Here is a 13,409-nt window from a genome sequence, read left to right as displayed (position 1 = left end):
GCGGCGCTCCGGGCTCAGTAGTTGTAGCCCAGCGTGACGCTGAGGCTGCGCGGCTGGCCAGCGGCGGCAACGTTGAGGTCGTCCTTGGTGCCGGGCCGGTTGCCGAAGAAGTTGCGCGTCAGGTCATAGTGCTTGTCGAACAGGTTCTGCACCGCCAGCGTCAGCTGCCAGGGCGCGCCCGATTTGGCGATCTCGACGCGCGCATTGGCCAGCCAGTAGGCGGGGATGTCGTAGGTGTTGCCGCCATCGACGCTGAGCCGGTTCAGCCAGGACGCGTACTTGCTGCGGTAGCTGTAGTCGCCGGCCAGCTTGAACTCATAGCCCTGGCCGCTCCAGGCGTAGGCGATGCTGCCGCCATAGCTGAGCTTGGGCAGGAACTGGTCGTGCCCGGAGAGGTCGCCCAGCAGCACCGACTTGAACTCCTTGAAGCGGGCATGCTTGTAGCCCAGCGACTGGCCCAGGGTCAGGCCGACCAGCGGGCGCCATTGCAGCTCCAGCTCGCCGCCGTCCACGCTGGAGCGCGGGATGTTGACGATCTTGCCCACCAGCGCGCCGGTGTTGGAGGTCGTGACGTCCTGGAACTGCTGGTTGCGGTAGTCGTAGTGGAACAGCGCGGCATTCAGGCGCAGCGAGCGGCTGAGGTCGGCCTTGTAGCCCAGCTCCAGGCTGTTGAGCTTCTCGGGCTGGAAGGCGCCCAGCGCCGCCGGATCGAAGGTGTTGTGCGCGGTGATGCCGCCGGATTTGATGCCCCGGCTCAGCGACGCGTAGATCAGCTGGCCGCGCTCCAGTTGGTACTCCAGCCCCAGCTTGCCGGAGGTGTTGCGGCTGTCCAGCGCGCTGGACAGGCCCTTCAATCCGGAGTCCGGCACATTGGTGAACACGGTGCTGAAGTCGCGCACGCTGCGGCGCTCCTTCTCGTGGCGCAGCCCGAAGACCGCCTTCAGCCCCGGCGACAGCTGATAGTCCCCCTGGCCGAACACGGCCCAGGTCTTGCCGTCCTGCGTGTAGCGGGTGCGCGTGATCAGGCCGTAGTCGCGGCGGAAGTCGGTGTGCCAGTCCTCGTCCAGCGTTTCCTTGGCGTAGTAGACGCCGGCCACCCAGTTCAGCGCGGCCGCCTTGCTGGAGGCCAGGCGCAGCTCCTGGGTGGTGATGCTGGCCTTGTCCTTCCAGTGGACGTCGGAGTGGTTGAGCGCGGTGCCGTCCCAATCCCCCAGCTCGCGGCGGTCGAACTTCTGGTGGCTGGTGATGCTGGTGAGCCGGCTGTCGCCGAGTTCCCAGTTCAGCGTCAGCGCCAGATTGGTGGCGCTGTTGTCGCGCGAGGGCTTGGCGTCGGGGCTCACGCCCACCAGCGCGGCGAAGTCGGGGGCCAGGCCCCAGCCGGTCTTGCGCCGGTCGGTGTCGGCCGGATACCCGTAGTTGGGCCGCGGCGTGAACAGGTAGAGGCCGGTGACGTCGGACTTGTCGGTGCTGTGCGACAGGCTCAGGTGGGCCTTCAGATCGCGCGTCAGGTCCAGCTCCAGCTGGCCGCGCACCGCGACGATGTTTTTGTCGCCCAGCTTCTCGCCGGTCGCGCGGTTGCTCTGCCAGGCCCCGCCCTGCTCGGTGGCCAGCGACAGGCGGCCACGCAGGCTCTCGCCCAGCGCGCCGGAAACAAAGCCCTGCGCGGACTTGGCCTGGTGGGAGCCATAGCTCAGCGAAAAGCCGGCCTCGGTGTTGCGCGTCGGCTTGCGGCTGATCAGGTTGATCGCGCCGCCGGTGGTGTTCTTGCCGTACAGCGTGCCCTGCGGCCCGCGCAGCACCTCCACCCGTTCGAGGTCAAACAGCAGGCCCTGGGTCTGCACCGGGAAGCCAAAGGCCACCTCGTCCACATAGAGGCCCACCGCCGACGCGTTGTTGCTGCCGTAGTCCTGGAAGCCGATGCCGCGGATGCGGAACTGCGGCTGCCCGCTGCCGAAGGCCGGCTCGATCTCCAGGCTGGGCAGCTCGTTTTGCAGCTTGTTGACGCTGCTGATGCCGCGCGCCGCCAGTTCGTCGCCCGACAGCACGCTGATCGCCACGCCCACGTCCTGCACCGATTCGACGCGGCGCTGCGCCGTCACCTCGACCCGGTCCAGCGCCGCCACGGCGGGCGGCTGAGGGGCCGGCTGCGGCGCCGTCTGGGCGCCGGCAAGACCTGACACCAACCAGGCCACACCGGCCGCCACTGCTTTCAATTCCTGCTGCACTTCGCGCATCTGCGGTCCCAATCCACGACATGTTGTTGAACGACTTGGCGCCCCTCGCGTCGCTGCGCATCGGGCGTCTGGGAAAAAGTCTAGGGCGGGGGTCGTGCGGCGCCGATTGCGAAAACCGGCTATCGGTATGCGTTGTGCAGGGCTTGACTTCGGGGGAATGAAAAAACGCCGCGCGGACCAGCAGCCCGCGCGGCGTTCTTGGCGTGGAGCAGGATCAGAGGCTCTTCAGCGCCACCACATCCTTGCCCTTGAAGGTGAACACGGTCACCGCGGAGGAGCGCAGGTCGTGCTTGGCGTCGTACGAATACTCGCCGGCGACGCCCGCGTAGCTGCCCTTGGCCACATGCTCGATGATCTTCTTCGGATCGGTCGACTGCGTGGCTTCGATCGCCGAGGCCAGCAGGTAGGCGCCGTCGTAGAAGGCCGCGGCATAGGTCAGCGGGTCGCGCTTGAACTCGGCGCGATAGCGCTCGGCGAACTTCTTGCCCTTGTCGCTGCGGTCGATGATGGAGCCGCCCTGCGTGCAGTAGACGTTCAGCTCGCCGGCGATCTGCGACAGCGTGGCCGTTTCCGACGAGCAGATGCCGTCGCCGCCCAGCAGCGGCGCGGTGATGCCCAGCGAACGCATCTGGCGCAGCATGGGGCCGGCCTGCGAGGAGTAGCCGCCGTAGAACACGGCGTCCGGCTTGGCGGCGCGCACGGCGGTCAGGATGGAGCTGAAGTCCGTGGCCTTGTCGGTCGTGAACTCCTTGGCCACGATCTTGATGCCCATGCGCTTGGCCTGGTCGCTGAACTCCTGGGCCACGCCCTGGCCGTAGGCGGTGCGGTCATCGATGACGGCCACGGTCTTGATCTTCAGGTCCTGGCCGGCGTAGGCGGCCATCTTGGCGCCCAGCTGGTTGTCGGTGGCGCCAATGCGGAACAGGTTGTTGTGGCCCTGCGTCGTGATCTTGGGATTGGACGCGACGGTGAACACCACCACGCCGCCATCGGCGAACACGCGCGACGCCGGCATGGTCACGCCGGAGTTGTACGGGCCGAGGACGAACTTCACCTTCTTGTCGACCAGGGTCTGCGCCACCTGGACGCCCTGGCGCGGATCGGCCGTGTCGTCGTTGATGTCGAGTTCGAACTGGATGGTCTTGCCGGCCACCTTCAGTCCCTTGGCGTTCAGTTCCTTGATCGCCAGTTGCACCGCGTCGCGGTTGTCCACGCCATTGCCGGCCTGCGGTCCGGTGATCGGGCTCATGAAGCCGATGCGGACGCGTTCCTGGGCCTGGCTGGCTCCGGCGGCCACCAGGGCGGCCGCCATCACCAGCAGATTCAGCGCTATTTTTTTCATGGAGAGTACTTCCTCGAGAAAAATGGACGGGTCATGAGTCAGGCCCGCTGCTTGTCCCCGCAGCGGGCTGTCGGCGCCCTGCCCGGGCTTCTTGTGGAGACCTGGGAGCAGGACGCGGCAAAACTGGCGCGCCGAACACAGTGTTGCGTCAACGCACCAGGAATCCGTTCTTCAGGGGGTCACGCGGGTCCAGGAGCCAGGTGGCGAAGCCGCAGATGTGCGCCGATCCGGAGACCTCCGGGATCACGGCGCGCAGGCCGCCCACCTCGGTTTCCTCGAGAACCCGGGCGGTGAACACCGTTCCGATGACCGATTCGTTGATCAGCATATCGCCCTTTTGCAGTTCGCCCCGCAGATAAAGCTGGGCGACCCGACCGGCGGTACCCGAGCCGGTGGGCGAGCGATCGACCTCCCGGTCCGCGAACACGCAGCAGTTCGCCTGCGTGGAATCGGGGTGGCGCGGGGCGCCGTCGATGATGGTGCCGTAGATGTGGTTGATCTCCGGAATGTCGGGGTGCACCACCGCGAAGGCCTTGTTCGCGGCCGCCTTGACCTCGGCGCCGAACTGCTTCAGCGCCTCGACCGCGGATTCGCGGATCTCCAGGCCATGCGGCCGGCCGCTGGTGTAGAAGTAGAAGGCGCCGCCATAGGCGATGTCGCCGCTGACCGGGCCGAAGGACTCGGTCTGCACGGTGACGTCGCGCCGGTAGATGAAGGACGGCACATTGACGAAGCGCACGCGGCCGGCATGGCTGCCGTCCCATTCGACGAAGGCGTCGATCCTGCCGCAGGGCGCGTCGATGCCCACGCGCGTCTCGGGCGACTGCCGCTCCACCCAGCCCAGCTCCACGGCCGCGGTCGCCAGCGCGATCACGCCATGGCCGCAGTGGTCGCTGTAGCCCTCGTTGTGCACGAAGATCACGCCGAAGTCGGCCCCGGGCGAGACCGGCGGCGTCAGGTAGCCGCCATACATGTCGGCATGGCCGCGCGGCTCGAACATCAGGGCCTGGCGGATGTCGTCGGCGTTGGCCTTCAGCCAGGCGCGCCGCTGCACGATGGTGTCGCCGGGCAGGCGCGGCAGGCCCGAGGTGACGATGCGGAAGGGTTCGCCGCCGGTGTGGACTTCGACGGTGCTGATGCTGCGGTTGATCTGCATGTTGTGGCTCGGAGGGCCTCAGGCCCGGGGGTTCAGATGGGAGAGTGCGACGCGCGCGGCGGCCAGGTCCCAGGCGGCCGTGCCCACGCTCTTGAAGACCTGCGGGCGGCGCCGGTCCGCGCCGTCGCGCAGCAGCGCGGCCAGCGAGCGCACCGTGGACCAGTCGACGCCGGCACGCATCAGGTCACCGGCTTCGTGCCGCGCGGCGGCGGGGTCGTCGGCATGCAGCTGGCTGCCTTGCAGCGTCGTCCGGCCGATCTCGGCCATCTGCGGCTTGAAAGCCCCGACGCCAATCACGACGCGGTCCCGCCGGGCCGGCTCGTCATAGACCGGCTCGGTGCTGGTGGTCAGCGTGAACACGGCCTGCACCGCGTCCGGAATCGGGCCCGCCAGCACGTCCAGCCGCTGCGGCGCGGCACCAGCGTCCTGGCAGAAGGCTTCGGCCGACGCGGCGCGGGCACCGCGCACCCAGATCCTGCAGCGGGGATACAGCGCCTGCAGCGCCTGCACATGGTGGCGGGCCTGCACGCCGGTGCCGATGAGCAGCACCTCATCGGGCGGCGCCGCCAGCAACTCGCGCATCGCCAGCATGGACACCGCCGCGGTCCTGCGTCCGGTCAGCTGCGGACCGTCCAGCAGGCACAGCGGCCGCCCCGTGTCGGCCGCGCAGACGGTCACCAGGCCATGGATGGTGGGCAGCTGGCGTTGGCGGTTGCCGGGTTGCACATTGACCAGCTTGTGCACGCCGATGTCCGCGGCGGTGGCGGGCATGCTGAGCATCACGCCGCCCTCCCCCAGCGGCACCACCAGACGATCCGGGCTCTGGATCTCGCCCGCCTCGAACTGCGCTGCCGCGAGCGCGATGGCCTGGACCAAGGACGGGTAGTCCAGCAATTCGGCGCTGCGGGGAGCGTCGCAGACCACGGGGGCGTCTTCGAGACCAGGGCGAGGATGGGCGGTGGGAGGCGTCATGGGGTAATTCGGAGCTTCCCGTTTCGAACGAGGCGGGCGTCCGCAGGAGGCTGGGGGCTCAGGACCCGGGCGCCTCACGCGGGACGCGGAGCTCGCACCGGTCCGCTCACTGGATTGGGCAATTTATAAACCAATATGGTCTCATGATGAACCACCTTGAAGGCTTCGCCTTTAGTGTTTCCACGCTTGCCCATTCACGGCTCATTGCTTCAGTTTCCCATGCTCCGCCCGCCATTTGTGCGGAGACCTCCTGCTCGCGCCCGGACCCGCCTACACTCCGTGCCCAAGACCACTTCCGGAAACTGGTCATGATGAAAGACCAGATCCCCATGAGCCCCCCTCCATTTCGTCCCAAGCAGATCTATGAGCAGGTGGCGGATCAGATCCGCGTGGCGATCCACGCTGGCACCTATGCGGCGGGAACGCGGCTGCCCTCCGAGCGCGACCTGGCGCAGCGGCTGCAGGTCAGCCGGCCGGCGGTCCGCGAGGCCATTGGCGCGCTGCAGAACGAGGGGCTGGTCGCAACCCGGCCGGGCTCGGGCACCTATGTGGCGGAGCGCCCCCCCGAAACGCCTGCGACCGACGCCGGGCCGCGCCCCGCCGATCTGAGCCCCGGCAGCACGCTGGAGGTGCGCCTGATGCTGGAGCCCGCCATCGCCCGGATGGCCGCCCGCCAGGGGCGGCGCGACGCGCTGGCGGAAAGCCTGCTGGCGCGGATGGCGGCGGTGAAAGACATCGCCGACCCCGCGCAGCAGGCCGCCTGGAGCGAATGCGACCGCCTCTTCCACCGCCAGCTGGCCGTGATGACCGGCAACGCCCTGATCGTGCGCATGGCCGACGAGGTGGCCGCCAGCATGAACGAGCCGCTGTGGCAGCGGCTCCGGGACGATGGCATCTACGACGAGCAACGCATCCAGCTCTATGTCGCCGAACACCGGCTGATCTACGAGGCCATCGTCAGCCGCGACGAGGACGCCGCGGCGTTCTACGTGCAGGGGCACCTGCAACGCGTGCGCCGCGACATCCAGACGCGGGAATAGACGCCCGCGCCGCCCCTGGGGCCGACGCGGGCGCGAGCCTCAATCCGCCATGCGCGCGCAGGCCTGCGCGCAATCGCGGCAGGCCGAGGCGCACTGCCGGCAGTGCTCGGGCGCGTGTCGGGCGCACTCGTCGGCACAGGCCTGGCAGACCTCGGCGCACACGCGGCACAAGGCGCGGTCGAACTCGCTGCCTCGAGCCATGAAGGCGGCGGTGCTCAGGCACAGGTCGGCGCAATCGCGATCCAGCCGTATGCAGGCCGCCATCTCGGCAAGCTCGGGTTCTTTCAGGCAGGCGGCGGCGCAGTGCTCGCAGGCCAGGGCGCAACGCAGGCATGCATCGATGCATGCGGAATGGTCTTCATGAGCCATGACGATCTCCTTCGGGGCGTCGCACGGGCCGACTGGGCCTGGAGCACGCCCCGCCATTGATGATCGACCGGTTCTCCGGCGGCGCCGGGCCGGTCCCTGGGAGACGGAGAAGTCGGGCCCGGATTTGGGCTTGTGCCGGGGCGGTGGCCAGTCGATGGAACGGAAGGCCGGGTCGGGGTCCGACGGCCAGGCGCGGCCCGCCACGGGCGGCCGGTACTCGGCATCCTCGGCGCACAGCCCCGTGGCGCCCCATTGGCAAAGCGCCAGATGCGACACATCCGGGCCTGGCAGGTGCTGGCCCTGCGTGCCCGCGACGAAGGGGCGTTCCGCAGGGACAGGGTCAGGGACTCGATCGCCACCCTCTGCCGAAGCCGGCGAGCGGCTGGCGTCGTACAGGATGGCGAATGCGCAATCGAGCTGGCAGGTCAGCGCGGCCACGCTCACGGGCAGCAAGCACAGCAGCGCAATGACCACCGTCAGACGGGCTCGCCAAGGCTTGCGCAGCGCCTGCATGATCGGCCGCCTGCCTCAGGCCACGCCGGTGCGCCGGAGGGCCCCAAGCCGGGCCGGCGCACCGGTCGACCCGGTAAGTTCTGACATGGGCTCCTCCCGCCGCGGGTTGTCCATCCCGGCGGAGCAAGCCACATGCCTGCGGCCTCACAGGCCCGGCCCGGTGGTCGAGGCGGGCCTGCCGAAGCGGGGCGTGAATCAGCCCACGCGCACCGGGATGAAGATGCGCTCGCGGCCGCGCTGGATCAGCAGCGCGACGGACTTCTGCGCCTCGGCGACGATGGCGCGCACCTGCTCCACCGACTCCACCGGCGTCCCATTGACCGCCAGCAGCACGTCGCCGGGGCGCACGCCCGCGCTGGCCGACGGGCCGCTGGCGTCCTCGATCAACAGGCCTTCGCGGATGCCGGATTGGCGCCGCTCCTCGGGCTGCAGCGGGCGCAGCGCCAGCCCCAGCTTGCCCTGGGCCTGGCCCGGCTGGCCGTCGTCGCCGGCCTGGGACTGCTTCTCGTTGGCGTCGCCCAGCACGGCCTGCAGGGTTTCACGCTTGCCCTTGCGCCAGACCTCCAGCGCCACCTTCTCGCCGGGCGCGGACTGGTCCACCAGGGCCGGCAGATCACCGCTGCTGACCACCGGCTGGCCCTTGAACTTCAGGATCACGTCGCCGGAGCGCAGGCCGGCCTTGGCTGCGGGGCTGCCGTCTTCCACCTGGGCCACCAGCGCGCCCTCGGGGCGCTCCAGCTTGAAGGAGTCGGCGAAGCCCTGGTTCACCTCCTGCACCAGCACGCCCAGCTTGGCATGCTGGACCTTGCCGCCGTTCTGGATCTGCGTGCGCACGCGCTGCGCCACCTCGATGGGAATGGCGAAGCTCAGCCCCTGGTAGCCGCCCGAGGCGCTGACGATCTGCGAGTTGATGCCCACCACCTCGCCGCGCGCGTTGAACAGCGGGCCGCCGGAGTTGCCGGGGTTGATCGCGACGTCGGTCTGCAGGAAGGGCACGCGCGAGTCCTCGCCGCCCAGCGAGCGGCTCTTGGCGCTGACCACGCCGGCGCTGACGCTGTTTTCGAAACCGAAGGGCGATCCGATCGCCAGCACCCATTCGCCAACGCGCAGGTTCTGCGTCGACCCCAGCTTCACGCTGGGCAGGTTCTTGCCTTCGATCTTCAGCACCGCGACGTCGGTGCGCCGGTCGGCGCCCAGCAGCTTAGCCTTGAACTCGCGCCGGTCGGTCAGCTTCACGGTGATCTCGTCCGCGCCCTGGACCACATGGGCATTGGTCAGGATCACGCCATCGTCGCTGACGATGAAGCCCGAGCCCTGGCCGCGCATGGGCGCGTCACGGCCACCGCCAGGCGGCGTCGGGACGCCGAAGCGGCGGAAGAATTCATAGAAGGGGTCGTCCGGATCGATTTGCGGCGCGCCGCGCTGGGTGCGCGCCTTGGCGGTGCCGCTGACGCTGATGTTCACCACCGCGGTCCCCTGCGTGGCCGCGATCTGCGCGAAATCGGGCACGGCCACCGGCGTGGACGGGGTCACCGGCTGGGCCTGCGCCGCCACCGGCGCGGTGGCCGAGGCCAGCGCGGCGGTCGCCGCCGTGCCACCGTCGCCCGCCGTGCGCATGGCCGCCGCGCCGCGCATCGCGGCCGCGCCGCCCGCGGCGCCGAGCACGCCGGCCGCGATCAGTGCCCACACCAGGCGCTTGGCCGGAACCATTTTTTCGACTTGTGCCATCAGTACCTCCATCAGGATGCCTACTCGATGGCGCAAGTGTGACGCGCAAGACTTAGGTGTGTCTGAAGTCGGCGCCGGGCAGGCGCAGCTCGACGCGCAGCCCGCCGAGTTGGGCGCTGTCGCCCAGCTTCAGCGAACCGCCATGGGCCTGCGCGACGCGCTGCGCGATCGCCAGCCCCAGCCCGCTGCCGCCGGCCTGCTGGGCCTGGGCCTCGGCGCGGTAGAAGCGGTCGAACACGCGCTCGCGCTCGGCCTCGGGAATCCCCGGGCCGTCGTCCTCGACCACCACCAGCGCGGCGCCGGCGTCGGCGCTCAGGCTGAGATCGACGCGGCCGCGGCCGTACTTGATCGCGTTGTCCAGCAGGTTGCGCAGCAGCATGCGCAGCGCCTGCGCGTCGCCCTGCACCTGCAGCGGATCGCAAGACCCCAGCCCCAGATCCATGCCGCGCGCATGCGCCAGCGTGCTGATCTCCACGACGGCATCGCGGCACAAGGCGTCCAGCGCCACCGCCTGCAGCGGCGCCTGGGCCTGGCTGTCCTGGCGCGCCAGCGCCAGCAGCTGCTCGATCAGATGGGTGGCGCGGTCGATGCCGGTGCCCAGGCGCTCCAGCGCCTGGCCGCGCGCGGCCTCGTCGGGCGCGCGCCTGAGCCCCTGCAGCTGCAGCTTCAGCGCGGCCAGCGGCGAACGCAGCTCGTGGGCGGCATCGGCAACGAACTGCTGCTGCGCCTCGAAGGCCTGGCGCACTCGGGCCAGCAGCGCGTTGAACTCGCGCACCAGCGGCTGCACCTCGCTGGGCAGGTCGGTATCGCTGACCGGGGACAGGTCGCGCGCGGCGCGCTGCGCCAGCTGGGCGCGCACCCGCTGCACCGGCTGCAGCGACAGGGTCACCACCCACAGCACGACCAGGGCCAGCATGGGCAACATCAGCGCGGTAGGCAGCACGGTGCGCCAGGCCAGCTGGCCGGCCATGCGCTGGCGCACCGCCAGGTCCTGCGCCACCTGCACGACCTGGAAGCGCCCCTGGATGGCCAGCACGCGATAGCGCTTGCCCTGCAGCTGCACCGTGGAGAAGCCCAGCACCGCGCGCTGCGGCAGCCAGTCCGGGCCGGCCGAGCGGTACAGCGGCGTGCCGTCCAGGCTCCAGACCTGCACGATGAGGTCGAAGTTCTGCTCGTCACCCAGCGGCAGCGCCAGGCCCGCCGACATGCCGGCACGCAGCGACAGCGCGACCTGCTGCATCTGGTAGTCGAAGATCTCGTCCGCCTCCTGCAGCGCGGTGCGATAGGCGCTGCCGCCCTGGATCAGCGCGGCCAGCCCCATCGCGGCAAGCAGGAACAGGATCAGTCGGTAGCGCAGCGAGCGCGGCAGCAGCTTCATTCCTTGGGCACGCGGTAGCCCACGCCCCGCACGTTTTGGATCAGCTCCGCGCCCAGTTTCTTGCGCAGGCCGTGGATGTAGACCTCCACCGCGTTGCTGCTGATCTCGTCCTTCCAGCCGTAGAGCTTTTCCTCCAGCTGCTGGCGCGACAGCACCGCGCCGGGGCGGGCGAGCAGCGGCTCCAGCACCGCCCATTCGCGCGAGGACAGCGAGACCGGCTGGCCGTGCAGCGTGGCCTCGCGCGTGGCCGGATTGAGGGCCACGCCGCGGTGTTCGTAAATGGGCTCGGCGCGGCCGGCGGCGCGGCGCAGCAGCGCGCGCAGGCGCGCCAGCAGCTCATCGAACTCGAAGGGCTTGAGCACATAGTCGTCGGCCCCGGCGTCCAGCCCGGCGACGCGCTGACCGACGGCGTCGCGCGCCGTGGCGATCAGCACCGGCATGGTCTGCTTGCGCGCGCGCAAGGCCTGCAGCACGCTCATGCCGTCCTTGCGCGGCAGGCCCAGGTCCAGCAAGACCAGGTCATAGGACTGGGCCTGCAGCGCGGCGTCGGCCACCTCGCCGTCACGCACCCAGTCCACCGCGTAGTCCTCGGCGCGCAACAGCTCGAGCAGCTGTTCGCCGATCATCGGGTCGTCTTCCACCAGCAGCAGTCGCATTCCGGCATTGTCGCCCGGCTTGGCCCGGCCGACCGGCGCCCCCCCTCTTTCATCCGCCGCTGGCGGCGCCCCCGAATCCCTGGCTACAATCGCCCCCCGTCAGGAGAGAGTCCCCTTACGGAGGGACCGCCGAAGGCGCAGTGGCACTGGTGATCCCTCGCTGCGAACGCTCAGGCAAAAGGACTGGCAAAACGTCCGGACATCAGAATGCCGGATGTTCCTCACTGGAGAGAGGCGGACCGGCCCCAGGCCGAGCCCGTCCACCGAAGGGGCAAACCGCGGGTGATGAGCCGGCGGCCAATCTCTCAGGTAAAGCGGACAGCGAGGGCATCACCCCACCGGGGACGCCGGACAACCGGTCGAGTCGGTGGGCTTCCAAATGCCCTCGGAGTGAGACATGTCCGCTGACCAGACCCTCAAGACCACCCCCCTGCACGCGCTGCACCTGGAGCTGGGCGCCAAGATGGTGCCTTTCGCCGGCTACGAGATGCCGGTCCAGTACCCCAGCGGCGTGATGGCCGAGCACAAGCACACGCGCGCCGCCGCGGGTCTGTTCGACGTCTCCCACATGGGCCAGGTGCGCCTGCTCGGCGCTGGCGCCGCCGCCGCGCTGGAAACCCTGGTGCCGGTGGACATCGTCGACCTGGGCGAGTTCAAGCAGCGCTACGCGCTGTTCACCAATGACCAGGGCGGCATCATGGACGACCTGATGGTCTGCCGCCGCGCCGAGGACCTGTTCGTCGTCGTCAACGCCGGCTGCAAGGACCAGGACATCGCCCATATGCAAGAGCACCTGGCCGGCCGCTGCGAGGTGCAGCCGCTGCCCGACCAGGCGCTGCTGGCGCTGCAGGGCCCGCAGGCGGCGACGGTGCTGGCACGCTTGAACCCGGGCGTCGCGCAGCTGACCTTCATGACCGGCGGCTTCTTCGAGCTGGACGGCATCCCCGTCTTCCTGACCCGCTCAGGCTACACCGGCGAGGACGGCTACGAGATCTCGGTGGCCGGCGACCGCGCGATCGAACTGGCGCGCAAGCTGCTGGCCCACGAGGAGGTCAAGCCCATCGGCCTGGGCGCGCGCGATTCGCTGCGCCTGGAGGCGGGGCTGTGCCTGTACGGCCATGACATCGACCAGGGCACGACGCCCGTCGAGGCCGCGCTGACCTGGGCCATCCAGAAGGTGCGCCGCGCCGGCGGCGCCCGCGCCGGCGGCTACCCCGGCGCCGCGATCATCGATGCCCAGCTGGCCAACGGCGTCGCGAAGAAGCGCGTGGGCCTGGTCAGCAGTGAGCGCATGCCGGTGCGCGAGGGCGCCCGATTGGTCGACGCCGACGGCAACGAGATCGGCGTGGTCACCAGCGGCACGCTGGGCCCCACGGTGGGCAAGCCGGTCGCGCTGGCCTATGTGCAGACCGCCTTCGCCGCGCAGGGCACCGAGATCTTCGCGCTGGTGCGCGACAAGCGCACCCCGATGACGGTCAGCCCCACCCCCTTCACGCCCAACCGCTACTACCGCGGCTGAGCCCACCTCTCCCCACCAGTTCAACCCCCAGCACGGAGCATTCCATGAGCATCAAGTACACGCCCGACCACGAATGGGTCCAGATCGAAGCCGACGGCGTCGTGACCGTGGGCATCACGGTCCACGCGCAGGACGCGCTGGGTGACGTGGTCTTCGTCGACCTGCCGGAAGTCGGCAAGAGCTACGCGGCCAAGGAAGTCGCCGGCGTGGTCGAGTCGGTGAAGGCCGCCGCGGACGTCTACGCGCCCGTCTCCGGCGAGATCGTCGAGGTCAACGAAGCGCTGCGCGACGACCCCTCGCTGGCCAACAGCGATCCGCTGAAGTCCGGCTGGTTCTTCAAGGTCAAGCTGTCCAACCCCGGCGAGCTGGACGGCCTGCTGGACGGCACCGCCTACGACGAGCTGGTCAAGAACAGCTGATCCCGCGCCGTCCCCGCCCGTACTGATCGCCGGGCCCTGGGTCTTCGGACCCGGGCCCGGTCCTGCATCGCCCCAGGAATGCC

At 69.7% G+C, this 13,409-nt stretch carries 11 protein-coding genes and 2 riboswitches; of the genes, 3 read left to right on the top strand and 8 right to left on the bottom strand.

Annotated elements, in window-relative coordinates:
- Nucleotides 1-14 precede the first annotated feature (14 nt).
- The 4 genes from LZ017_RS15580 to lhpI all read right to left on the bottom strand — a co-directional run bounded on the left by LZ017_RS15580 (nt 15) and on the right by lhpI (nt 5,704).
- On the bottom strand, nt 15-2,234 hold the full coding sequence (locus LZ017_RS15580; protein ID WP_241397811.1) for a TonB-dependent receptor: 2,220 nt from the start codon (nt 2,232-2,234) through the stop codon (nt 15-17).
- A gap of 214 nt (nt 2,235-2,448) precedes the next feature.
- Nucleotides 2,449-3,576, bottom strand: coding sequence for a branched-chain amino acid ABC transporter substrate-binding protein (locus LZ017_RS15575; RefSeq protein ID WP_241397810.1), 1,128 nt, complete (start codon nt 3,574-3,576; stop codon nt 2,449-2,451).
- Between the two features lie 148 nt (nt 3,577-3,724).
- Complete coding sequence (gene lhpH / locus LZ017_RS15570; RefSeq protein WP_241397809.1) at nt 3,725-4,732, bottom strand: trans-3-hydroxy-L-proline dehydratase; 1,008 nt, start codon at nt 4,730-4,732, stop codon at nt 3,725-3,727.
- A gap of 18 nt (nt 4,733-4,750) precedes the next feature.
- Nucleotides 4,751-5,704, bottom strand: a complete 954-nt coding sequence (gene lhpI, locus LZ017_RS15565; protein WP_241397808.1) for a bifunctional Delta(1)-pyrroline-2-carboxylate/Delta(1)-piperideine-2-carboxylate reductase — start codon at nt 5,702-5,704, stop codon at nt 4,751-4,753.
- A 311-nt stretch (nt 5,705-6,015) separates the two neighbouring features.
- Here lhpI and LZ017_RS15560 point away from each other — a divergent pair, with 311 nt between their 5' ends.
- Nucleotides 6,016-6,744 carry a FadR/GntR family transcriptional regulator gene (locus LZ017_RS15560; RefSeq protein ID WP_241397964.1) on the top strand — a complete coding sequence of 243 codons (729 nt, stop codon included), beginning with the start codon at nt 6,016-6,018 and terminating at the stop codon, nt 6,742-6,744.
- A gap of 39 nt (nt 6,745-6,783) precedes the next feature.
- On the opposite strand, the gene LZ017_RS22280 is transcribed toward LZ017_RS15560, so the two are convergent.
- From LZ017_RS22280 to LZ017_RS15540, 4 genes are all read right to left on the bottom strand, one after another.
- Nucleotides 6,784-7,626 (bottom strand): four-helix bundle copper-binding protein, encoded by an 843-nt coding sequence (locus LZ017_RS22280; protein ID WP_308194079.1) that lies wholly within the window; start codon nt 7,624-7,626, stop codon nt 6,784-6,786.
- Nucleotides 7,627-7,821: 195 nt separating this feature from the next.
- Nucleotides 7,822-9,354: a DegQ family serine endoprotease gene (locus tag LZ017_RS15550; RefSeq protein ID WP_277604727.1), complete on the bottom strand. Its 1,533-nt coding sequence runs from the start codon at nt 9,352-9,354 to the stop codon at nt 7,822-7,824.
- A 52-nt stretch (nt 9,355-9,406) separates the two neighbouring features.
- Nucleotides 9,407-10,732 carry an ATP-binding protein gene (locus tag LZ017_RS15545; RefSeq protein WP_241397807.1) on the bottom strand — a complete coding sequence of 442 codons (1,326 nt, stop codon included), beginning with the start codon at nt 10,730-10,732 and terminating at the stop codon, nt 9,407-9,409.
- Nucleotides 10,729-11,388, bottom strand: coding sequence for a response regulator transcription factor (locus LZ017_RS15540; protein WP_241397806.1), 660 nt, complete (start codon nt 11,386-11,388; stop codon nt 10,729-10,731). The genes LZ017_RS15545 and LZ017_RS15540 overlap by 4 nt, the downstream gene beginning before the upstream one ends.
- 90 nt (nt 11,389-11,478) lie before the next feature.
- Nucleotides 11,479-11,584: riboswitch (glycine riboswitch) on the top strand.
- 18 nt (nt 11,585-11,602) lie between these two features.
- Nucleotides 11,603-11,720, top strand: a riboswitch (glycine riboswitch).
- Nucleotides 11,721-11,785: 65 nt separating this feature from the next.
- Between LZ017_RS15540 and gcvT the strand changes: the two genes are divergently transcribed.
- Together gcvT and gcvH are read left to right on the top strand one after the other, a co-directional pair.
- Nucleotides 11,786-12,907 carry a glycine cleavage system aminomethyltransferase GcvT gene (gene gcvT / locus LZ017_RS15535; RefSeq protein WP_241397805.1) on the top strand — a complete coding sequence of 374 codons (1,122 nt, stop codon included), beginning with the start codon at nt 11,786-11,788 and terminating at the stop codon, nt 12,905-12,907.
- A 44-nt stretch (nt 12,908-12,951) separates the two neighbouring features.
- Entirely contained in the window at nt 12,952-13,326 is a 375-nt protein-coding gene (gene gcvH / locus LZ017_RS15530) for a glycine cleavage system protein GcvH (RefSeq protein ID WP_241397804.1), read from the top strand.
- Nucleotides 13,327-13,409 lie beyond the last annotated feature (83 nt).

This window comes from Pelomonas sp. CA6, from assembly GCF_022549225.1.
GTDB lineage: Bacteria > Pseudomonadota > Gammaproteobacteria > Burkholderiales > Burkholderiaceae_C > Roseateles.
This window is presented reverse-complemented; position numbering and strand designations above follow the sequence as displayed.

Coding starts and splice junctions, on each gene's coding strand:
- LZ017_RS15580 (WP_241397811.1), bottom strand. CDS start 2,234: ATGCGCGAAGTGCAGCAGGAATTGAAAGCAGTGGCGGCCGGTGTGGCC.
- LZ017_RS15575 (WP_241397810.1), bottom strand. CDS start 3,576: ATGAAAAAAATAGCGCTGAATCTGCTGGTGATGGCGGCCGCCCTGGTG.
- lhpH (WP_241397809.1), bottom strand. CDS start 4,732: ATGCAGATCAACCGCAGCATCAGCACCGTCGAAGTCCACACCGGCGGC.
- lhpI (WP_241397808.1), bottom strand. CDS start 5,704: ATGACGCCTCCCACCGCCCATCCTCGCCCTGGTCTCGAAGACGCCCCC.
- LZ017_RS15560 (WP_241397964.1), top strand. CDS start 6,016: ATGAAAGACCAGATCCCCATGAGCCCCCCTCCATTTCGTCCCAAGCAG.
- LZ017_RS22280 (WP_308194079.1), bottom strand. CDS start 7,626: ATGCAGGCGCTGCGCAAGCCTTGGCGAGCCCGTCTGACGGTGGTCATT.
- LZ017_RS15550 (WP_277604727.1), bottom strand. CDS start 9,354: ATGGCACAAGTCGAAAAAATGGTTCCGGCCAAGCGCCTGGTGTGGGCA.
- LZ017_RS15545 (WP_241397807.1), bottom strand. CDS start 10,732: ATGAAGCTGCTGCCGCGCTCGCTGCGCTACCGACTGATCCTGTTCCTG.
- LZ017_RS15540 (WP_241397806.1), bottom strand. CDS start 11,388: ATGCGACTGCTGCTGGTGGAAGACGACCCGATGATCGGCGAACAGCTG.
- gcvT (WP_241397805.1), top strand. CDS start 11,786: ATGTCCGCTGACCAGACCCTCAAGACCACCCCCCTGCACGCGCTGCAC.
- gcvH (WP_241397804.1), top strand. CDS start 12,952: ATGAGCATCAAGTACACGCCCGACCACGAATGGGTCCAGATCGAAGCC.